The sequence below is a fragment of the Citrobacter portucalensis genome, assembly GCF_002042885.1.
Classification (GTDB): domain Bacteria; phylum Pseudomonadota; class Gammaproteobacteria; order Enterobacterales; family Enterobacteriaceae; genus Citrobacter; species Citrobacter portucalensis.
In genome coordinates, this window is record NZ_MVFY01000010.1 from 12,265 (window position 1) to 31,817 (window position 19,553).

18 protein-coding genes are annotated in these 19,553 nt (G+C 53.3%); 14 read left to right on the plus strand and 4 right to left on the minus strand.

The genetic code is table 11. The features are described from left to right. Nucleotides 1-9: 9 nt before the first annotated feature. Both ygjK and BZK40_RS15620 read left to right on the plus strand, forming a co-directional pair. On the plus strand, nt 10-2,361 hold the full coding sequence (gene ygjK, locus BZK40_RS15615) for an alpha-glucosidase (protein WP_071445955.1): 2,352 nt from the start codon (nt 10-12) through the stop codon (nt 2,359-2,361). 229 nt (nt 2,362-2,590) lie between these two features. Next, nucleotides 2,591-4,609 carry an NADPH-dependent 2,4-dienoyl-CoA reductase gene (locus tag BZK40_RS15620; RefSeq protein ID WP_079934938.1) on the plus strand — a complete coding sequence of 673 codons (2,019 nt, stop codon included), beginning with the start codon at nt 2,591-2,593 and terminating at the stop codon, nt 4,607-4,609. A 53-nt stretch (nt 4,610-4,662) separates the two neighbouring features. Here the strand turns inward: BZK40_RS15620 and rlmG are convergent, their stop codons facing one another. Then, nucleotides 4,663-5,799 carry a 23S rRNA (guanine(1835)-N(2))-methyltransferase RlmG gene (rlmG, locus tag BZK40_RS15625; RefSeq protein WP_008785866.1) on the minus strand — a complete coding sequence of 379 codons (1,137 nt, stop codon included), beginning with the start codon at nt 5,797-5,799 and terminating at the stop codon, nt 4,663-4,665. Nucleotides 5,800-5,881: 82 nt separating this feature from the next. Here rlmG and BZK40_RS15630 point away from each other — a divergent pair, with 82 nt between their 5' ends. From BZK40_RS15630 to sstT, 4 genes are all read left to right on the plus strand, one after another. Then, nucleotides 5,882-6,382, plus strand: a complete 501-nt coding sequence (locus tag BZK40_RS15630) for a M48 metallopeptidase family protein (RefSeq protein ID WP_008785867.1) — start codon at nt 5,882-5,884, stop codon at nt 6,380-6,382. A gap of 72 nt (nt 6,383-6,454) precedes the next feature. Then, nucleotides 6,455-7,453, plus strand: coding sequence for a Gfo/Idh/MocA family protein (locus BZK40_RS15635; RefSeq protein ID WP_079934939.1), 999 nt, complete (start codon nt 6,455-6,457; stop codon nt 7,451-7,453). 271 nt (nt 7,454-7,724) lie between these two features. Beyond that, nucleotides 7,725-8,693 (plus strand): TerC family protein, encoded by a 969-nt coding sequence (locus tag BZK40_RS15640; protein WP_048216385.1) that lies wholly within the window; start codon nt 7,725-7,727, stop codon nt 8,691-8,693. A 242-nt stretch (nt 8,694-8,935) separates the two neighbouring features. Further along, on the plus strand, nt 8,936-10,180 hold the full coding sequence (gene sstT, locus BZK40_RS15645; protein WP_071445961.1) for a serine/threonine transporter SstT: 1,245 nt from the start codon (nt 8,936-8,938) through the stop codon (nt 10,178-10,180). A 16-nt stretch (nt 10,181-10,196) separates the two neighbouring features. On the opposite strand, the gene BZK40_RS15650 is transcribed toward sstT, so the two are convergent. The 3 genes from BZK40_RS15650 to uxaC all read right to left on the minus strand — a co-directional run bounded on the left by BZK40_RS15650 (nt 10,197) and on the right by uxaC (nt 13,805). Continuing rightward, complete coding sequence (locus tag BZK40_RS15650; protein ID WP_079934940.1) at nt 10,197-10,751, minus strand: YgjV family protein; 555 nt, start codon at nt 10,749-10,751, stop codon at nt 10,197-10,199. A gap of 138 nt (nt 10,752-10,889) precedes the next feature. Further along, a complete protein-coding gene (locus BZK40_RS15655; RefSeq protein WP_008785871.1) occupies nt 10,890-12,377 on the minus strand; it encodes a UxaA family hydrolase in 1,488 nt (495 codons plus the stop codon). A 15-nt stretch (nt 12,378-12,392) separates the two neighbouring features. After that, nucleotides 12,393-13,805, minus strand: coding sequence for a glucuronate isomerase (uxaC, locus tag BZK40_RS15660; RefSeq protein ID WP_032945079.1), 1,413 nt, complete (start codon nt 13,803-13,805; stop codon nt 12,393-12,395). Nucleotides 13,806-14,276: 471 nt separating this feature from the next. Here uxaC and BZK40_RS15665 point away from each other — a divergent pair, with 471 nt between their 5' ends. The 8 genes from BZK40_RS15665 to BZK40_RS15700 all read left to right on the plus strand — a co-directional run bounded on the left by BZK40_RS15665 (nt 14,277) and on the right by BZK40_RS15700 (nt 19,440). Next, nucleotides 14,277-15,578 (plus strand): MFS transporter, encoded by a 1,302-nt coding sequence (locus BZK40_RS15665; RefSeq protein ID WP_003828557.1) that lies wholly within the window; start codon nt 14,277-14,279, stop codon nt 15,576-15,578. Between the two features lie 134 nt (nt 15,579-15,712). Then, complete coding sequence (gene exuR, locus BZK40_RS15670; RefSeq protein WP_003828559.1) at nt 15,713-16,489, plus strand: transcriptional regulator ExuR; 777 nt, start codon at nt 15,713-15,715, stop codon at nt 16,487-16,489. Between the two features lie 348 nt (nt 16,490-16,837). Next, nucleotides 16,838-17,500, plus strand: a complete 663-nt coding sequence (yqjA, locus tag BZK40_RS15675; protein ID WP_003828561.1) for a DedA family general envelope maintenance protein YqjA — start codon at nt 16,838-16,840, stop codon at nt 17,498-17,500. An 18-nt stretch (nt 17,501-17,518) separates the two neighbouring features. Next, nucleotides 17,519-17,887 (plus strand): EnvZ/OmpR regulon moderator MzrA, encoded by a 369-nt coding sequence (gene mzrA / locus BZK40_RS15680; RefSeq protein WP_172111181.1) that lies wholly within the window; start codon nt 17,519-17,521, stop codon nt 17,885-17,887. A gap of 148 nt (nt 17,888-18,035) precedes the next feature. Further along, complete coding sequence (locus BZK40_RS15685) at nt 18,036-18,404, plus strand: DUF1090 domain-containing protein (RefSeq protein WP_032941739.1); 369 nt, start codon at nt 18,036-18,038, stop codon at nt 18,402-18,404. Nucleotides 18,405-18,437: 33 nt separating this feature from the next. Beyond that, complete coding sequence (locus BZK40_RS15690) at nt 18,438-18,743, plus strand: ElaB/YgaM/YqjD family protein (protein ID WP_003024832.1); 306 nt, start codon at nt 18,438-18,440, stop codon at nt 18,741-18,743. 2 nt (nt 18,744-18,745) lie between these two features. Next, entirely contained in the window at nt 18,746-19,141 is a 396-nt protein-coding gene (locus BZK40_RS15695) for a phage holin family protein (protein ID WP_003828567.1), read from the plus strand. Further along, nucleotides 19,141-19,440, plus strand: a complete 300-nt coding sequence (locus BZK40_RS15700; RefSeq protein ID WP_003828569.1) for a YqjK-like family protein — start codon at nt 19,141-19,143, stop codon at nt 19,438-19,440. The genes BZK40_RS15695 and BZK40_RS15700 overlap by 1 nt, the downstream gene beginning before the upstream one ends. Nucleotides 19,441-19,553 lie beyond the last annotated feature (113 nt).

A 19,553-nucleotide genomic window follows, 5' to 3' on the forward strand; every position in this document is an offset into this window, starting at 1 on the left:
CGGAACACCATGAACATGAAACCTATTCTTACGCCGCTGGCCTGTATCCTGCTGATGAACTTCTCCGCACATGCCGCCAGTGCTAACGACTTTAAAAACATCATTAATCGCACCGGTGCGCCGGGCTACATGCATGACTACGATCACGACGACCACCAGCGCTTTAATCCATTTTTCGATCTCGGCGCCTGGCACGGTCATTTGCTCCCGGACGGCCCTGCAACGATGGGCGGCTTTCCAGGCGTGGCGTTGCTGACCGAAGAATACATCAATTTTATGGCCAATAATTTTGACCGTCTGACGGTGTACCAGCACGGTAAAAAGGTCGATTTCGCGCTTGAGGCCTACAGCATTCCCGGCGCGCTGGTGCAAAAGCTGTCATCTAAGCATGTGCAAATAGAGATGACGCTGCGTTTTGCCAGCCCGCGCACCTCGCTGCTGGAAACCAAAATCACCAGCAACACGCCGCTGGATCTGGTGTGGGACGGCGAGCTGCTGGAGAAACTGGAAGCCAAAGAGGGAAAAGCGCTGTCGGATAAAACCATTGATAGCGAATTCCCTGGCTATCAGCGCAAAATCACCGCCACGCACGACGGTCTGAAAGTCACCTTCGGCAAAGTGCGCTCAACCTGGGATCTGCTCACCTCCGGTGAGTCGGAGTATCAGGTGCATAAATCTGTCGCTATGAAAACCACGGTTAACGGTCATCGCTTTACGGGGAAGGCCCATATCAGTGGTTCGACAACCATTTACACCACCTGGTCTCATCTGCTTACCGCCGAGGATGTGGCGAAAGAGCAGCCGCAGATCCGCGATATTCTGGCGCGCCCGGCCTGGTATCTTGCTGCATCACAAAAGCGCTGGGCAGATTATCTGCAAAAAGGCTTAACCAACCCGGATGCCACAACGGAACAAACCCGGGTCGCGGTAAAAGCTATTGAAACGCTAAACGGCAACTGGCGCTCGCCAGGCGGTGCGGTAAAACACAATACCGTGACGCCATCGGTCACCGGCCGCTGGTTCTCCGGCAACCAAACCTGGCCGTGGGACACCTGGAAGCAGGCCTTCGCTATGGCGCACTTTAACCCGGAGATCGCCAAAGAGAATATTCGCGCCGTCTTTTCATGGCAGGTTAAACCCGGTGATCCGGTTCGCCCGCAGGATGCCGGATTCATTCCCGACCTGATTGCCTGGAATCTCAGCCCGGAACGCGGCGGCGACGGCGGTAACTGGAACGAGCGCAACACCAAACCCAGCCTGGCGGCGTGGTCGGTGATGGAAGTCTACAACGTTACCAAAGACAAGGCCTGGCTGGAGGAGATGTATCCGAAGCTGGTGGCGTACCACGACTGGTGGTTGCGTAACCGCGATCACAACGGCAACGGCGTGCCGGAATACGGTGCTACCCGCGATAAAGCCCACAATACTGACCGCGGCGAAATGTTGTTTACGGTGAAAAAAGGCGACAAGGAAGAAACGCTCTCCGGGCTTAACAACTACGCCACCGTGATCGATAAGGGTCAGTATGACAGCCTGGAGATCCCAGCACAGGTTGCCGCCTCGTGGGAGTCCGGTCGTGACGATGCGGCTGTATTCGGTTTTATCGATAAAGATCAACTGGATAAATACGTCGCTGGCGGTGGAAAACGCAGCGACTGGGTGGTGAAATTTGCCGAAAACCGCAGTAAAGACGGTAACTTGCTGGGTTACTCGCTGTTGCAGGAGTCAGTCGATCAGGCCAGCTACATGTACAGCGACAACCATTATCTGGCGCAGATGGCGACCCTGCTCGGCAAACACCAAGAGGCGCAGCGCTATCGCCAGTTGGCGCAAAACCTCGCAGATTACATCAACACCTGCATGTTCGACCCGGCAACAAAATTCTTTTACGACGTTCGTATTGAGGAGCAACCGCTGGCAAACGGCTGTGCGGGTAAACCGATCGTCGAACGTGGCAAAGGGCCGGAAGGCTGGTCGCCGCTGTTTAACGGCGCAGCAACGCAGCCCCATGCGGACGCGGTGGTTAAGGTGATGCTCGACCCCAAAGAGTTCAACACCTTTGTCCCGCTTGGCACGGCGGCGCTGACCAACCCGGCTTTCGGCGCGGATATCTACTGGCGCGGGCGCGTCTGGGTGGATCAGTTCTGGTTCGGGCTAAAAGGGATGGAGCGTTACGGCTATCGCGATGACGCGTTAAAACTGGCGGATACCTTCTTCAGCCACGCCAAAGGCCTCACCGCTGACGGTCCGATTCAGGAAAACTATAACCCGCTGACCGGCGCACAGCAGGGTGCACCGAATTTCTCCTGGAGCGCGGCGCATCTCTATATGCTGTATAACGATTTTCTTAAAAAACAGTAATCTGTGACATAACGCCGGATGGCGCTTCGCTTATCCGGCCTACAAAGACACATTTTCACAGGCCGGATTAGGTGCTTGCACCGATATCCGGCATATTCGTCCTCTGGCTCCACTCCTTTTTTGAATCCCATCACAATCACGGCATTCCCCTTTTCCCTTTTACGCGGCGACGGCTAAATTATTAACTCATCCGACCACATAACAATAATTTTACATACTGGACACCTTTATGAGCTATCCGTCGCTGTTCGCCCCGCTCGATTTAGGCTTCACCACGCTTAAAAACCGCGTGCTGATGGGTTCAATGCATACCGGGCTGGAAGAGTATCCTGATGGTGCAGAACGGCTGGCCGCGTTCTACGCCGAGCGCGCCCGTCACGGCGTAGCGTTAATTGTGAGTGGAGGCATTGCGCCTGCGCTTTCCGGCGTGGGAATGGAAGGCGGTGCGATGCTGAACGACACCAGCCAGCTTGCTCACCATCGAGTCATTACTGATGCTGTGCATGATGAAGGCGGTAAAATCGCCCTGCAGATCCTGCACACCGGACGTTATAGCTACCAGCCGCATCTGGTGGCACCTTCTGCTATTCAGGCACCCATTAACCGCTTTACGCCACATGAATTAACGCACGATGAAGTGCTGCAGTTGATTGAAGATTTTGCCCACTGCGCACAGCTGGCGCGGGAAGCGGGCTACGATGGCGTGGAAGTGATGGGGTCGGAAGGGTATCTCATCAACGAATTCCTGACACTGCGTACCAACCAGCGCGATGACCAATGGGGCGGTGAGTATGCCAACCGCATGCGGTTTGCCGTTGAGGTAGTGCGAGCGGTACGTCAGCGTGCCGGGAATGACTTTATTATTATCTTCCGCCTGTCGATGCTCGATCTGGTGGAAAACGGCGGAACCTTCGACGAAACCGTTCAGTTGGCGCAGGCTATAGAAGCCGCGGGGGCCACCATTATTAACACCGGTATTGGCTGGCATGAGGCGCGTATTCCCACTATCGCTACCCCGGTACCGCGCGGCGCGTTTAGTTGGGTGACGCGTAAGCTAAAAGGGCATGTGACAATCCCACTGGTCACCACCAACCGCATTAACGATCCCCAGGTCGCCGATGACATTCTGGCCCAAGGCGATGCCGATATGGTGTCGATGGCCCGTCCGTTCCTCGCCGATGCCGAGCTGCTGTCAAAAGCGCAAACCGGACGCGCAGATGAGATCAACACCTGTATCGGCTGTAACCAGGCCTGTCTGGATCAGATCTTCGTCGGCAAAGTCACCTCTTGCCTGGTCAATCCGCGCGCCTGCCATGAAACCAAAATGCCGATCGTTGCGGCAGCTGTGCCGAAAAATCTGGCGGTTGTCGGTGCGGGGCCTGCGGGCCTCGCCTTCGCCATTAATGCCGCAGCGCGCGGGCATCACGTGACGCTGTTTGACGCACATGGCGAGATTGGCGGGCAGTTTAATATCGCCAAACAGATCCCCGGCAAAGAAGAATTTTATGAAACCCTGCGCTACTACCGCCGAATGATCGACGTGACTGGCGTGACCCTGAAGCTGAATCACTTTGTCAGCGCACACGATCTGCACACCTTCGACGAAGTGATCCTTGCCAGTGGGATCGAGCCACGCATGCCGCCGATCGAGGGGATCGATCATCCTAAAGTGCTGAGCTATCTCGACGTGCTGCGCGATAAAACGCCGGTGGGTAAACGCGTGGCGATCGTGGGCTGCGGCGGGATCGGTTTCGATACCGCAATGTATCTGAGTCAACCCGGTGAACCCACCAGCCAGAACATTGCGGAGTTCTGCGTGGAATGGGGGATCGACACCAGCCTGCAACAACCTGGCGGCTTACGCCCGGAAGGTCCGCACCTATCCCGCAGCCCTCGCCAGATAGTGATGTTACAGCGAAAAGCCAGCAAACCGGGGCAAGGTTTAGGTAAAACGACGGGCTGGATCCATCGCGCCACCCTGCTCTCACGCGGCGTGAAAATGATCCCGGCAGTCAGCTATCAGAAGATTGATGATGATGGGTTACACGTTGTGTTGAACGGTGAACCGGTGATCTTTAACGTGGATAACGTGGTGATTTGCGCCGGACAAGAGCCGCGCCGTGAACTGGTCGATCCGCTGCACGCGGCAGGTAAAACGGTGCATCTGATCGGCGGCTGCGATGTGGCGATGGAACTGGATGCCCGACGCGCTATTGCGCAAGGCACCAGGCTGGCACTGGAAATTTAACAGGATGTATTTCGTAGGCCGGATAAGGCGTTAGCCGCATCCGGCACCCGCTATTACCGACGGCGACCGGTTTTGACCGCTTTCAGCACCACGAATTTATTATTGGTGGCGATGGTTACGCAGTTGCCGAAAATCTTCTTCAGCTTGTGGAAGTAGTCGAGGTGACGGTTAGCCACAATATACAGCTCACCGTTGATTTTCAGGCAGCGACGGGCGTGGTGGAACATTTCCCAGGCAATGTTATCCGTCAGCGCGTGCTTCTGGTGGAACGGTGGGTTGCACAGCACGGCGTTAAAGCGGAACGGTTCGACGCCAGACAGCGCGTTGTTAATCATAAACTCGCAGCGATCCAGTGCTTCAGGCATGTTACTTTCCACGTTCAGGCGGCTTGAAGCCACCGCCATTGGCGATTCATCAACAAATACCACACTGGCTTCTGGGTTTTTCGCCAGCAGCGTCATACCGATAACACCGTTACCGCAGCCAAGGTCAACAATCTCCCCTTCGAGGTTTTCCGGCAGATGCTCGATAAAAAAGCGCGCGCCGATATCCAGCCCGGTACGGGAGAAGACATTGGCGTGGTTATGGATAGTCCAGTCGGTGCCTTCCAGCTTCCAGCTTAACGTTTGCGAGGCAGCGGCCAGCTCCGGTTTGCTAAACGTACAGTTGATCAATCGGGCTTTTTTCCACGCCAGCGTAGTGGTGGTTGGACCCAGCACTTTTTCAAACAGTTCCAGCGTCGAGGTATGTACATCACGCGCTTTTGCCCCGGCGATGATGCGCGTTTCTGGTGTTACCACTTCGCGCAGCGCACGCAGTTGCTGCTCCAGCAGCGCCATGGTTTTTGGCAGCTTAATCAGCACCACGCCCGGCGCCTGCGGATAGTCAGCGGTACTGTCGAGGAACTTGACGCTCGACTCGGCAATATCGTTGTGACGCAGGTTCTCGCGCGTGGCAAGCTCGCTGAGATAGGAATCGCCGATGCTGTACGGCGTATGTTCCGCCAGCGCACAGCCCAGCGCGCCGAAGGTATCATTCAGGATCAGCACCGGGCCGCTAATCTCGGTATCGTCCAGCTGTTGCAGCAGATATTCATCTGCAGCTTCCCACGCCAGCAGCGGGTTAACGTCATCCGTTTCCGGGAAACGTTTAAGTGACAGCGAACGGAAACCGTTGTCTATGTGGCTCATCGGCCCTCCTGAATGGTAAAATTTCGGCGTATCCCTGAAAAGGGTGCGTGAGTATACACTTTTATGATTTGCGTGGACATGAATGAACCAACTAACTTACCTCCAGGGCTACCCGGAACATTTGCTTTCTCAAGTGAGAACGCTGATTGCTGAGCAACGCCTGGGCGCAGTGCTGGAGAAGCGCTATCCGGGTACGCATGACTTCGCGACCGACAAAGCGCTCTGGCAATATACTCAGGATCTGAAAAATCAGTTTCTGCGTAACGCCCCGCCGCTGAATAAAGTCATGTATGACAGCAAGATCCACGTTCTGAAGAATGCGTTGGGGCTGCATACCGCCGTCTCTCGCGTGCAGGGCGGTAAGCTCAAAGCCAAAGCGGAGATCCGCGTCGCCACCGTGTTTCGCAGCGCCCCAGAACCCTTTTTACGCATGATCGTCGTTCATGAACTGGCGCATCTGAAGGAAAAAGAGCACGACAAAGCGTTTTACCAGCTTTGCTGTCATATGGAGCCTCAGTATCATCAACTGGAGTTCGATACCCGCCTGTGGTTAACGCAACAATCGTTAAAGCAAACTGCGTAGTCGCGCACTGGCTTTGTCTTCAGGGCATGCTAAATTGACGAAAGAATCCCTTTTCGCAGCCTGAAGGCCTTTATGATACGTTTCGCAGTAATTGGCACAAACTGGATCACCCGCCAGTTTGTCGATGCCGCCCATGAAACCGGCAAGTATAAGTTAACCGCAGTCTATTCCCGTAGCCTTGAGCAGGCACAGACCTTCGCCAACGATTACCCTGTCGAACATCTGTTTACCTCACTGGAAGCGATGGCGCAAAGCGAGGCAATCGACGCTGTCTATATCGCCAGCCCGAACTCCCTGCACTTTCCACAGACTGAGCTGTTTTTGCGGCACAAAAAGCATGTTATTTGCGAAAAGCCGCTGGCCTCCAATCTGGCGCAAGCCGAAGCCGCTATCGCCTGCGCGCGTGAGAATCAGGTCGTGCTGTTTGAAGCGTTTAAAACCGCCTACCTGCCTAATTTCCTGCAGTTACAGCAATCACTACCCAGAGTAGGAAAAATCAGGAAAGCGTTTATCAATTACTGCCAGTACTCCTCGCGTTACCAGCGCTATCTGGACGGTGAAAATCCGAACACGTTTAATCCGGCATTCTCCAATGGCTCGATTATGGATATCGGTTTTTACTGCCTGGCCTCAGCGGTTGCGCTGTGGGGCGAACCGCTGAGCGTTCAGGCCAGCGCCAGCCTGCTGGAAAGTGGCGTGGATGCCCACGGCGTGGTGGTGCTGAATTACGGTGATTTCAGCGTTACTCTCCAGCACTCAAAAGTAAGCGACTCGGTATTAGCCAGTGAAATTCAGGGCGAGTCGGGATCGCTGGTCATCGAGCATATCTCCGAATGCCAAAAGGTGTGCTTCGTGCCACGCGGTGGGAAAACGCAGGATCTGACGACGCCTCAACACATCAATACTATGCTGTATGAGGCAGAGGCGTTTGCCCATTTGGTTGAATCCGGCGAAGTGGATCACCCGGCACTGGCTGTCAGCTGTATCACCGCCAAACTGCAAACGGAGATTCGCCGCCAGACCGGCGTGGTTTTCCCGGCAGACGAAGCGGAAACATCGCTGACTGCGTAAAGGTGTGTAAAACGAATGTTGCAGGCCATTGACTGAAAGCATGGCCTGTAATATTTTGTAACCCGCAAAGGGGAGTAACTTCGTTGTCGGTTGATCGTCATTACGATGTGTGAAAAACCACATCCGGTCACCGGGCGATAACAAAGGAATACGCCACCGTATTCCTTTGTTGTTGTAAGTGAGACCTTGCCGAATGGCAAGGTCTATGCATAAAAAGCAGCGGCTAACGTCATTCGGCGTTGGCCGTTTTTTTTATGCATGGGGAAATACAATGAATACTGTCGGCACACCGTTGTTATGGGGTGGCTTCGCTGTCGTAGTGGTAATTATGCTGGCCATCGACCTGCTGTTGCAGGGGCGTCGTGGCGCGCATACGATGTCAATGAAGCAGGCTGCGGCCTGGTCAATCGTCTGGGTAACGCTGTCGTTACTGTTTAACGCTGCCTTCTGGTGGTACCTGGCGGAAACCCAGGGGCGAGCCGTTGCCGACCCACAGGCGCTGGCGTTCCTTACCGGCTATTTGATCGAAAAATCACTGGCAGTAGATAACGTCTTTGTCTGGTTGATGCTCTTCAGCTACTTCTCCGTGCCGCCTGCGTTGCAGCGTCGGGTACTGGTGTATGGCGTGCTGGGTGCGATTGTGCTGCGTACGATCATGATCTTCGCGGGCAGCTGGCTTATCACCCAGTTTGAGTGGCTGTTGTACGTGTTCGGCGCGTTCCTGTTGTTTACCGGCGTGAAGATGGCGCTGGCGAAAGAAGATGCCTCCGGTATTGGCGACAGACCGTTAGTACGCTGGCTGCGCGGTCATTTGCGCATGACCGATACCATCGAAGATGAAAAATTCTTCGTGCGTAAAAACGGCCTGCTGTTTGTTACGCCGCTGATGCTGGTGTTGATTCTGGTTGAGCTGAGCGATGTGATTTTTGCCGTCGACAGTATTCCGGCTATCTTTGCCGTGACCACCGACCCGTTCATCGTGCTGACCTCGAACCTGTTTGCTATTTTGGGTCTGCGTGCGATGTACTTCCTGCTGGCGGGCGTGGCGGAGCGTTTCTCCATGCTGAAGTACGGCTTGTCGGTCATTCTGGTGTTTATCGGTATTAAGATGCTGATCGTCGATTTCTACCATATCCCGATCGCTATCTCGTTAGGCGTGGTATTTGGCATTCTGTTTGTGACGCTGGTTGTTAACGCTTGGGTCAACCACCAGCACGATAAAAAGCAGCAAATACAGTAAGTTTCATCTGCTAGCTGAAAAGCCCGACAGCACACTGCGTGCGTCGGGCTTTTTGTTTATCATGTCAAAATAATGTTAAGTCAAAGTTATAAAATATGATCTCAACGCGGAATCCAGGATATTTCGCTTCCAGAACCCTGTTCTTTCCTTATACTCAGCCATGCAAACATTTGCCCGATCCTGAAAGATGCGTCAACAGAACGCACAAAGGTAAGGCAACAACACAATGAAAGGATTACTACATGACTACGCAACGTTCATCGGGGCTACTCTCGCGTTTGGCGCAAGGGAGCCTGGTTAAACAAATTTTGATCGGTTTGGTACTGGGGATTTTACTGGCACTGGTGTCAAAACCTGCGGCTGAAGCCGTTGGTCTGCTGGGTACGCTGTTCGTCGGCGCATTAAAAGCCGTCGCGCCAATTCTGGTTCTGATGCTGGTGATGGCTTCTATCGCCAACCACCAGCACGGGCAAAAAACCAATATCCGCCCCATTCTGTTCCTCTACCTGCTCGGAACATTTTCAGCGGCATTAACCGCCGTTGTCTTCAGCTTTGCTTTCCCATCAACACTGCATCTTTCCAGCAGCGCGGGGGATATCGTACCGCCATCCGGGATTGTGGAAGTGATGCGTAGCCTGCTGATGAGCATGGTTTCTAACCCAGTTGATGCTCTGCTGAACGCCAACTATATTGGTATTCTGGTATGGGCTGTCGGCCTGGGCTTTGCGCTGCGCCACGGCAATGAAACGACCAAAAATCTGGTCAATGATATGTCCAACGCCGTCACCTTTATGGTGAAGCTGGTGATTCGTTTCGCGCCAATCGGTATCTTTGGTCTGGTCTCCTCCACGCTGGCAACCACCGGTTTCGCCACGCTTTGGGGCTACGCCCAACTGCTGACCGTACTGGTAGGCTGTATGCTGCTGGTGGCGTTTGTGGTCAACCCACTGCTGGTCTTCTGGAAAATTCGCCGTAACCCGTATCCGCTGGTGCTGGCCTGTCTGCGTGAAAGTGGCGTGTATGCCTTCTTTACCCGCAGTTCGGCGGCAAATATTCCGGTGAACATGGCACTGTGTGAGAAGCTGAATCTGGATCGTGATACCTATTCGGTGTCTATTCCGCTTGGAGCCACCATCAATATGGCGGGCGCGGCGATCACCATTACCGTACTGACGCTGGCGGCGGTGAATACGCTGGGTATTCCGGTTGATTTACCAACGGCGCTGTTACTGAGCGTGGTGGCTTCACTGTGTGCCTGCGGTGCATCGGGCGTGGCGGGCGGTTCTCTGCTGCTGATCCCGCTGGCGTGCAACATGTTCGGTATCCCGAATGACATCGCCATGCAGGTTGTTGCCGTTGGCTTTATCATCGGCGTATTGCAGGACTCATGTGAAACGGCGTTGAACTCTTCTACAGACGTCCTGTTTACCGCTGCAGCCTGCCAGGCAGAAGACGAGCGTCTGGCAAATAACGCCCTGCGCGGATAATCTCTAAGCCCCTCCGTCATCGGGCGGAGGGGTTCTTTTCTTGTACGCTTTTTTCAAGTTTGAACGGATCAATTCCGCGTTTTTGCATCCGCCGGAAGCGAATAATGTTCAGGCCGTTCATTACCAGAAAACTCCCTTCGATCATCGTCCCGCCAATCGATCCCAGCCAGAAATTATGGATAACCCAACAGGCGGTTGCGCACCACATGACGCAGCGCACGGTTAACCCTTTGCAGCGAAACAGCGCCCAGGTGCTGGCCAGCGTGCCAATTATCGGCAACAGCTCCATCGCATGCTGTAATTTCGCCAGCCCGAGAACCAGGGTGAGGATAATAAAAACGGTCATTACCCACAGTTTGCGGGTATGCATTGAGACAAGTGTGCGGATGGTGTTGAGTTCTGCGCTCATGCCTGCAGGCCAGGCGCCCATCAGGAAAAAATGCACGCCGATGGTGGCGCTATAGACAGCGAGTTGCAGCCGGAACCGGCGCTCATCGCGATTGAAAAAGGTGGTAATGCCGATCAGAAAGGCGATGACACCTACGCCCTGGGCCAGCCAATACGCGGTCATGCAAGCAACCCCAATTCTATCTCGTAGGCCGGATAAGGCGAGTTCGCCGCCATCCGGCAACGGTTTGTGCCTGATGGCGCTGCGCTTATCAGGCCTACGGTTTGCGCAGACCTGCATGCAGGTACCATCAGGTATTTACTACAACGTTACGCCGCTTTTAAATATCGCTAACTCTCTAAAATCATTCCGCTCGTTGCAGGTTTGCTTGCCGTTGGCGAAATCGACGATGGTATCGACAAATTCTTCCAGTAACTGCGGCATCGCTTTACCATGGATCAACTGTCCAGCGTCAAAATCGATCCAGTGCTTTTTCTTCGCCGCCAGCTCGCTGTTGGTGGCAATTTTCACCGTCGGCACAAAACCACCGTAAGGTGTACCGCGACCGGTACTGAACAGCACCATATGACAGCCCGCGCCCGCCAGGGCACTGGTCGCCACCGCATCGTTACCCGGTGCGCTCAGTAGATTCAGACCATGCGTCTTCAGACGTTCGCCGTAGCGCAGTACGTCCACCACCTGGCTGGAGCCTGCTTTTTGCGTGCAGCCGAGAGATTTATCTTCCAGCGTGGTGATACCGCCCGCTTTGTTGCCCGGCGATGGGTTCTCGTAGATCGGCTGGTCGTGAGCAATGAAGTACTGCTTGAAGTCATTGACCATGGTGACCAGCTTGCCAAAGGTTTCTTCATCGCGGCAGTGGTCCATCAGCAGTTGCTCGGCGCCGAACATTTCCGGTACTTCGGTCAGTACGGTGGTGCCGCCGTTGGCAATCACGTAGTCGGAGAAACGACCCAGCATCGGGTTGGCGGTAATACCAGACAGGCCGTCAGAGCCGCCGCATTCCAGACCAAACTTCAGCTCGCCCAGCTTACCCGGCTCACGCTTATCGTTACGCATCACGTTGTACAACTGGTGAAGATGTTCAATCCCCGCTTCCACTTCGTCTTCCTGATGTTGGCAGACCATGAAGTGAACGCGCTCAGGATCGTACTCGCCTAAGGTTTCGCGGAAGGCATCAACCTGGTTGTTTTCACAACCAAGGCCAACCACCAGCACCGCACCCGCATTCGGGTGACGCACCATGTTTTGCAGCATGGTGCGGGTGTTAATGTGGTCGTCGCCGAGCTGTGAACAGCCGTAGGTGTGGCTGAAGAGATGTACGCCGTCGATTCCTTCGGCATCGTTAGTCTCTTTCAGAAAACGGTTCTGCATCTGGCGCGCCATGGCGTTAACACAGCCAACCGTCGGTAGGATCCACAGTTCGTTGCGCACGCCAACATCGCCGTTGGCACGACGGTAGATCTGCACATCGCGATCCGCCGGTTGTGCAACTTCCGCCTGAAAATCAGGGTGGTAGCTATACGTGTCCAGGTCGCTCAGATTAGTGCGCGTGTTGTGAGCATGAATATGCTCACCCGCCGCAACGTCCACCAGCGTATGACCAATTGGCAAACCGTATTTAATGACGTTTTCGCCTTTCGCAATATCACGTAAAGCGAATTTGTGGCCACGAGAGACCGCCTGACGCAGGGTTACCGCCTGCCCATCAACGGTGACTTCGGTTCCTTCAGCCAAATCAGCGAGCGCTACCGCGACGTTATCCAGCGCATGGATCTTGATGTATTGCATACCTTCACCCGGGCCTTAGTTCAGTTCAATGGCGAAGTAATCACGCGCATTGTTAAAGCAAATATTTCTGACCATTTCACCCAGCAACTGGATATCTGCCGGTGCTTCACCTGCAGCAACCCAACGGCCAATCATCTGGCACAGAATGCGACGGAAGTATTCATGGCGCGTGTATGACAGGAAGCTACGGCTATCGGTCAGCATGCCGACGAAACGGCTCAGCAGGCCGAGCTGGGCCAGTTGCGTCATCTGACGTTCCATCCCGTCTTTCTGATCGTTGAACCACCAGCCGGAACCGAACTGCATCTTGCCCGGCATACCTTCGCCCTGGAAGTTGCCGATCATGGTGCCCAGCACTTCGTTATCACGCGGGTTCAGGCAGTAGAGAATGGTTTTCGGCAGCAGGTTCTGTTCGTTCTGCTTGCTCAGCAGTTTGGACAGTTCTTCAGCCATCGGACGGTCATTGATGGAGTCGAAGCCAACATCCGCGCCCAACAGTTTGAACTGGCGCAGGTTGTTATTACGCAGCGCGCCGATGTGGTACTGCTGTACCCATTCGCGACGAGCATATTCCGCACCAAGGAACACCAGCACGGCGGTTTTAAACTGGGCAATTTCATGCTCACTCAGGGTTTCACCCGCCAGGCGACGCGCCAGAATGCTATCCAGTTCAGATTCGTTAGATTCGGCAAACAGCACCACGTCCAGCGCGTGGTCAGAAACTTTACAGCCGTGAGCCGCAAAGTGATCCAGACGTTTGGTCAGTGCAGCTTGCAGATCGCTGAAGCGGCGGATATCCGTGTCAGACACTTCACCGAGCTTCGCCATGTAGTCATTAAAGGTCGCCAGCTCAATGTTAAAGGCTTTATCCGGACGCCAGCTCGGCAGCACTTTCACATCAAAGCTTCCGTCTTTAGCAACGGCCGCATGATGCTCCAGAGAGTCGATCGGGTCATCGGTAGTGCCGACCATTTTCACATTCATCTGCTGCATGATGCCGCGCGCGGAGAATTTATCCTGCGCCAGCAGCTCGTTGCACTGGTTCCAGATTTCATCAGCAGTCGCAGGAGAAAGCAGCTTACCTGTAATACCAAACGGGCGGCGTAATTCGAGGTGGGTCCAGTGGTACAGCGGGTTACCGATAGTGTGCGGAACCGTGGCGGCCCATGCGTCAAACTTCTCGCGATCGGACGCATCGCCGGTACACAAGCGCTCAGCGACGCCATTGGTACGCATCGCACGCCATTTGTAGTGATCACCCTTCAGCCAGATGTCATACAGGTTATTAAAACGGTAGTTTTCAGCGATTTGTTGCGGTGGTAAATGGCAGTGGTAATCGAAGATCGGCTGGTCTTTGGCGTAATCGTGGTACAGACGGCGGGCAAATTCGGTGTCCAGCAGGAAATCTTCAGTCATAAACGGGGTCATTATCGTCTTCCTCTCAACGAGTGCGTCAGATTGCTTATGTTTTGATGTTGACAAAGTTATCACACCAATTTCCATACACTGAAGATATTTTCGTGAGTTAGATCAACAAATGGTGACAAAAAAATTACTCTCAAAGAGGTAAATCACGCGTCAAGCCGCGCCAGTGCTGGCTTTGCTGAATCGAAATAATGACCACACGAAGATTCACACTTTTGTGATGGCACTCACCTTTTAAAGCTGTATGACAAGTTATCTTTTGGCCGTCGCGATACATAAGCCGACGGAATGCAAATTACCGATGTATCACCATCGGATTGACCGGTACGGAAACCGAATTAGCACAATTATTGACATGGCAAAGTTCGGGGAGTACCGGCTTTTTTTCGGTCCCCCCTCGTAAAAGAACATCCTCCGCCCTGAACTGGAAGATGACCGCTCGTTCGCGGACATAACAAAACGATGAGGTTTTACATGCGTAAAATTAAAGGGTTACGTTGGTACATGATTGCACTGGTGACGCTTGGCACCGTGCTGGGTTACCTGACACGTAACACTGTGGCGGCAGCTGCGCCAACTCTGATGGAAGAGTTACACATCTCCACTCAACAGTATTCCTATATCATCGCAGCGTATTCTGCTGCTTACACCGTAATGCAACCCGTTGCCGGCTACGTGCTCGATGTGCTCGGCACAAAAGTTGGTTACGCGATGTTCGCCGTTCTGTGGGCCGTCTTCTGCGGCGCGACCGCACTGGCTGGCAGTTGGGGTGGACTGGCGCTGGCGCGTGGCGCGGTAGGTGCCGCTGAAGCCGCAATGATCCCTGCGGGTTTGAAAGCCAGTTCTGAATGGTTCCCGGCAAAAGAACGTTCAATTGCCGTGGGGTACTTTAACGTCGGCTCTTCTATCGGTGCGATGATTGCTCCGCCGCTGGTCGTCTGGGCAATCGTCATGCACAGCTGGCAGATGGCATTCATTATTTCCGGTGCGCTGAGCTTCATCTGGGCGATGTGCTGGCTTGTGTTCTACAAACACCCGCGCGACCAGAAAAAACTGTCTGATGAAGAACGTGATTACATTCTGAATGGTCAGGAATCACAGCATAAAAACGCGACCTCGAAAAAAATGTCGCTCGGTCAGATCCTGCGTAACCGCCAGTTCTGGGGCATCGCGCTGCCGCGTTTCCTGGCAGAGCCAGCCTGGGGTACCTTCAACGCCTGGATCCCGCTGTTCATGTTTAAAGTCTACGGCTTTAACCTGAAAGAGATTGCGATGTTTGCCTGGATGCCGATGCTGTTTGCTGACCTGGGCTGTATCGTTGGGGGCTACTTACCGCCGCTGTTCCAGCGCTGGTTCGGCGTTAACCTGATCGTTTCACGTAAAATGGTCGTCACCATGGGCGCATTGCTGATGATTGGCCCAGGGATGATTGGTCTGTTCACCAGCCCGTACATTGCTATCGCCCTGCTGTGCGTCGGAGGCTTTGCTCACCAGGCGCTGTCCGGTGCGCTGATTACGCTTTCTTCTGACGTATTTGGTCGTAATGAAGTGGCAACCGCAAACGGTCTGACCGGTATGTCCGCCTGGCTTGCCAGTACGCTGTTTGCACTGGTTGTTGGCGCACTGGCTGACACTATCGGCTTTAGCCCGCTGTTCGCCGTACTGGCGGTATTCGACCTGCTCGGCGCACTCGTTATCTGGACGGTCTTGCAAAACAAATCGGCCAGCGAGGTCGACTCGGGATCACAGACTGGCGATCCCGCTCCGCAAAATTAACCCGCTGCTTTTCATCAAGGGTATATAATGCAAAGCCGCCAGTCATCTGGCGGCTTTTTTATCGCCGCGAGTGGAGCAGTAATCGCAAAAGTGGTATAACAAATATAGTCTGCCGTATCATGCCTGGAGCGCATATGGAAATCACCGAACCACGACGTTTGTACCAACAACTTGCAGCTGATCTGAAAGAACGCATTGAGCAAGGCGTCTATCTGGTGGGTGACAAACTCCCTGCCGAGCGCTTTATCGCCGATGAAAAAAATGTCAGCCGTACCGTGGTTCGTGAAGCAATTATCATGCTCGAGGTAGAGGGTTACGTTGAGGTGCGCAAAGGATCGGGGATCCACGTCATTTCCAACCAACCCAGACACTATGTCGCGCCAGATGAAAACCTGGAATTTGCCAGCTACGGTCCTTTCGAGCTGCTCCAGGCGCGTCAGCTCATAGAAAGCAACATTGCCGAGTTTGCCGCCACGCAGGTGACCAAACAGGACATCATGAAGCTGATGGAGATTCAGGAGAAATCACGTAACGAAAAAAGCTTTCGTGACTCCGAGTGGGATCTCCAGTTCCATGTGCAGGTTGCCCTGGCAACGCAGAACTCGGCTCTGGCCGCGATTGTTGAAAAAATGTGGACTCAGCGCATTCATAACCCCTACTGGAAGAAACTGCACGACCACATCGACCTGCGCACGGTTGATAACTGGTGTGATGACCATGACCAGATCCTTCGGGCGCTGATTCGCAAAGATCCTCATGCCGCCAAACTGGCGATGTGGCAGCATCTTGAGAACACGAAGCAGATGCTGTTTAACGAAACCAGCGATGATTTTGAGTTCAATGCGGACCGTTATCTATTTACCGAAAATCCGGTCGTTCACCTCGATACAGCGGCTAACAGCGCAAAATAAACAATCTTATCAATGCAGGCGCGACCACGCGCCTGTTTCTGACACTTGGTAAGCATTAGGTATAAAATGTCAGCCTGTGTAAATCCTCTCGCCACCCTCCATTGCGATAAGCAAAATCACAGTTCAACAACCGTAATTTCTATAACGGACTACGTTGACCTTTGTTACAATTAGATGCTGTTTGAATTTTTGTGTTTAAGAGCTTGCTAACTTCACAACTTTACAGGGAATAGTTCAGGCCGTGAGTTTGTAACAGACCACAAGTCATGTAAAAAATATTAATAAAATCGTGGTGTTACAAAATCCAGAAAACCGGCATGACGACAACCGATTCTCCAGGAATATTGAATGGAACTACTGACTCAATTACTAAATGCTTTATGGGCTCAGGATTTTGAAACGCTGGCCAATCCTTCCATGATTGGCATGCTCTATTTTGTACTCTTTACCATTTTGTTTCTGGAAAACGGACTGCTGCCAGCAGCCTTTTTACCTGGCGACAGTTTGCTGGTACTGGTCGGCGTACTTATTGCCAAAGGCGCAATGGGTTTTCCGCAAACGGTACTGCTGCTCACCACCGCAGCCAGCCTTGGTTGCTGGCTCAGCTATATACAAGGTCGATGGTTGGGTAATACCCGCACCGTGCAAAACTGGTTATCTCATCTTCCTGCACATTATCATCAGCGTGCGCATCATCTGTTCCATAAGCATGGCTTGTCTGCGCTGCTGGTCGGCCGCTTTATCGCGTTTGTCAGAACATTACTGCCGACCATCGCAGGATTGTCCGGCCTGAACAATGCGCGCTTTCAGTTCTTCAACTGGATGAGCGGACTGCTTTGGGTCCTTATTCTCACATCGCTGGGCTATCTGCTGGGCAAAACACCGGTGTTTCTCAAATATGAAGATCAGCTGATGTCTTGCCTGATGCTGCTTCCTGTGGTGTTACTGGTGTTTGGTCTGGCAGGTTCACTGGTTGTTCTTTGGAAAAAGAAATACGGGAACCGAGGGTAAATTATGCTGAAATCATGCATAACGCTCCGACGACTTGCCTGGTCCACCACTTTTATGTTGTTCATCGGCGCGTTGCTCCTGACCTGGTCGGTCATTCGCCAGCAGGAGTCAACGCTTGCCATTCGTGCCGTAAACCAGGGAGTCAGCATGCCTGATGGCTTCTCTATCTGGCATCACCTGGATGCCAACGGCATTCGTTTTAAAAGCATCACTCCGCAAAATGACGCCCTGCTGATTACCTTTGATTCCAGTGCACAGAGCGCAGCGGCGAAGGTCGTACTGGATCGAACGTTACCGCACGGTTTCGTTATCGCTCAGCAGGATGATAATAATCAGGCGGTTCAGTGGTTATCCCGCTTACGTGAGACCCCACACCGTTTTGGTTAATTTCCAGGAATCTGAATTAGATCACTCACTTTGGTGATTTCACCGTTTAGCGCCTATGATTAATAAACTGGGTTTATGACCCAACGCTTTATTATTCTGGAGCATCGACCCTAAACGACGAGGTCGAATCACAATGGAAGGTTCAAGAATGAAATACCGCATCGCTTTGGCAATTAGCCTTTTCGCTCTCAGTGCCGGCAGCTACGCCACCACCCTCTGTCAGGAAAAAGAACAAGACATTCAGCGGGAGATTAGCTATGCCGAAAAACACAACAATCAGAGCCGTATCAATGGGCTGAACAAAGCACTGAGCGAAGTCAGAGCAAACTGTACTGACAGCAAACTGCGCGCCAACCATCAGAAAAAAATCGCCGAGCAGAAAAATGAGATTGCCGAGCGTCAACGTGACTTAGCCGAAGCTAAGCAAAAAGGCGATGCGGATAAGGTAGCAAAGCGTGAACACAAGCTTGCTGAAGCCCAGCAAGAGCTAAAAGAACTCGAGACCCGCGATTACTAAGTACGGTAACTAGCCACTCAACTGGAGAAAACTATGTCGAAAGATAATGCTACGGAAAATCTGCGCGCTGAGCTGAAATCTCTTGCGGATACGCTTGAAGAAGTACTTAGCTCCTCTGGCGATAAGTCGAAGGAAGAGATGAGTAAAATTCGCAGCAAAGCCGAACATGCGCTGCGCGAGAGCCGCCATCGTCTGAGTGAAACCAGCGATGTAATTGCCAAACAGACCCGTGAGGCCGCGGCTAAAGCCGATAACTACGTGCGCGAAAACCCATGGACAGGCGTCGGCATTGGCGCTGCAGTCGGTGTGGTGCTTGGTGTACTGCTGTCGCGCCGTTAACAATGGCTGATTCTCAACACGCACAAGGTCCAGGCAAAGGCGTACTGGGTATTGGACAGCGGATCCTGACGATTCTCGTTGAGATCGTAGAAACACGGCTGCGGCTGGCCGTCGTTGAGCTGGAAGAGGAAAAAGCCAATCTCATCCAGATCCTGCTGATGCTTGGGCTGACTATGCTGTTCGCGGCGTTTGGCCTGATGAGCCTGATGGTGCTTATCATCTGGGCCATTGACCCTCAATACCGCCTGAACGCCATGATTGCTACCACCGTTGTGCTGTTGCTGTTAGCGCTGATTGGCGGGATATGGACGCTGCGTAAAGCACGTAAAACAACGCTGCTACGCCATACACGCCAGGAACTCGCTAATGACAGGCAAGCCCTGGAGGATGATGCATAATGAGCAGCAAAGTCGAACGTCAAAAGCGTAAGGCGCAACTGCTTGGACAGATCCAGCAGCAACGGCTGGATCTGTCTGCGACTCGCCGCGACTGGCTGGAAGCCACCGAGGTCTACGATCGTGGCTGGAAGACGCTACTGAACCTGCGTGGCTGGGTGTTGGTCGGGAGCAGTATTATGGCGGTTCGCACCATCCGCAACCCGAATCTGCTGGTACGCTGGGCTAAGCGCGGCTTTAGCGTCTGGAGTATCTGGCGTCTGGTGAAATCGACCATCAGACAGCAGCAACTGCGCGGCTAATCCTTTCCTTACCCCCAACCTCAAAATTTTTGAAAAATACTGACAGTTTTCCTTGCTAACAATTCTCATTAAGCACGTTTATGATTCTCTCCATCGACAGCAACGACGCGCTC

Excerpts from the sequence above, each read along its gene's own strand:
- ygjK (WP_071445955.1), top strand. The coding sequence starts at position 10 with ATGAACATGAAACCTATTCTTACGCCGCTGGCCTGTATCCTGCTGATG.
- BZK40_RS15620 (WP_079934938.1), top strand. The coding sequence starts at position 2,591 with ATGAGCTATCCGTCGCTGTTCGCCCCGCTCGATTTAGGCTTCACCACG.
- rlmG (WP_008785866.1), bottom strand. The coding sequence starts at position 5,799 with ATGAGCCACATAGACAACGGTTTCCGTTCGCTGTCACTTAAACGTTTC.
- BZK40_RS15630 (WP_008785867.1), top strand. The coding sequence starts at position 5,882 with ATGAACCAACTAACTTACCTCCAGGGCTACCCGGAACATTTGCTTTCT.
- BZK40_RS15635 (WP_079934939.1), top strand. The coding sequence starts at position 6,455 with ATGATACGTTTCGCAGTAATTGGCACAAACTGGATCACCCGCCAGTTT.
- BZK40_RS15640 (WP_048216385.1), top strand. The coding sequence starts at position 7,725 with ATGAATACTGTCGGCACACCGTTGTTATGGGGTGGCTTCGCTGTCGTA.
- sstT (WP_071445961.1), top strand. The coding sequence starts at position 8,936 with ATGACTACGCAACGTTCATCGGGGCTACTCTCGCGTTTGGCGCAAGGG.
- BZK40_RS15650 (WP_079934940.1), bottom strand. The coding sequence starts at position 10,751 with ATGACCGCGTATTGGCTGGCCCAGGGCGTAGGTGTCATCGCCTTTCTG.
- BZK40_RS15655 (WP_008785871.1), bottom strand. The coding sequence starts at position 12,377 with ATGCAATACATCAAGATCCATGCGCTGGATAACGTCGCGGTAGCGCTC.
- uxaC (WP_032945079.1), bottom strand. The coding sequence starts at position 13,805 with ATGACCCCGTTTATGACTGAAGATTTCCTGCTGGACACCGAATTTGCC.
- BZK40_RS15665 (WP_003828557.1), top strand. The coding sequence starts at position 14,277 with ATGCGTAAAATTAAAGGGTTACGTTGGTACATGATTGCACTGGTGACG.
- exuR (WP_003828559.1), top strand. The coding sequence starts at position 15,713 with ATGGAAATCACCGAACCACGACGTTTGTACCAACAACTTGCAGCTGAT.
- yqjA (WP_003828561.1), top strand. The coding sequence starts at position 16,838 with ATGGAACTACTGACTCAATTACTAAATGCTTTATGGGCTCAGGATTTT.
- BZK40_RS15685 (WP_032941739.1), top strand. The coding sequence starts at position 18,036 with ATGAAATACCGCATCGCTTTGGCAATTAGCCTTTTCGCTCTCAGTGCC.
- BZK40_RS15690 (WP_003024832.1), top strand. The coding sequence starts at position 18,438 with ATGTCGAAAGATAATGCTACGGAAAATCTGCGCGCTGAGCTGAAATCT.
- BZK40_RS15695 (WP_003828567.1), top strand. The coding sequence starts at position 18,746 with ATGGCTGATTCTCAACACGCACAAGGTCCAGGCAAAGGCGTACTGGGT.
- BZK40_RS15700 (WP_003828569.1), top strand. The coding sequence starts at position 19,141 with ATGAGCAGCAAAGTCGAACGTCAAAAGCGTAAGGCGCAACTGCTTGGA.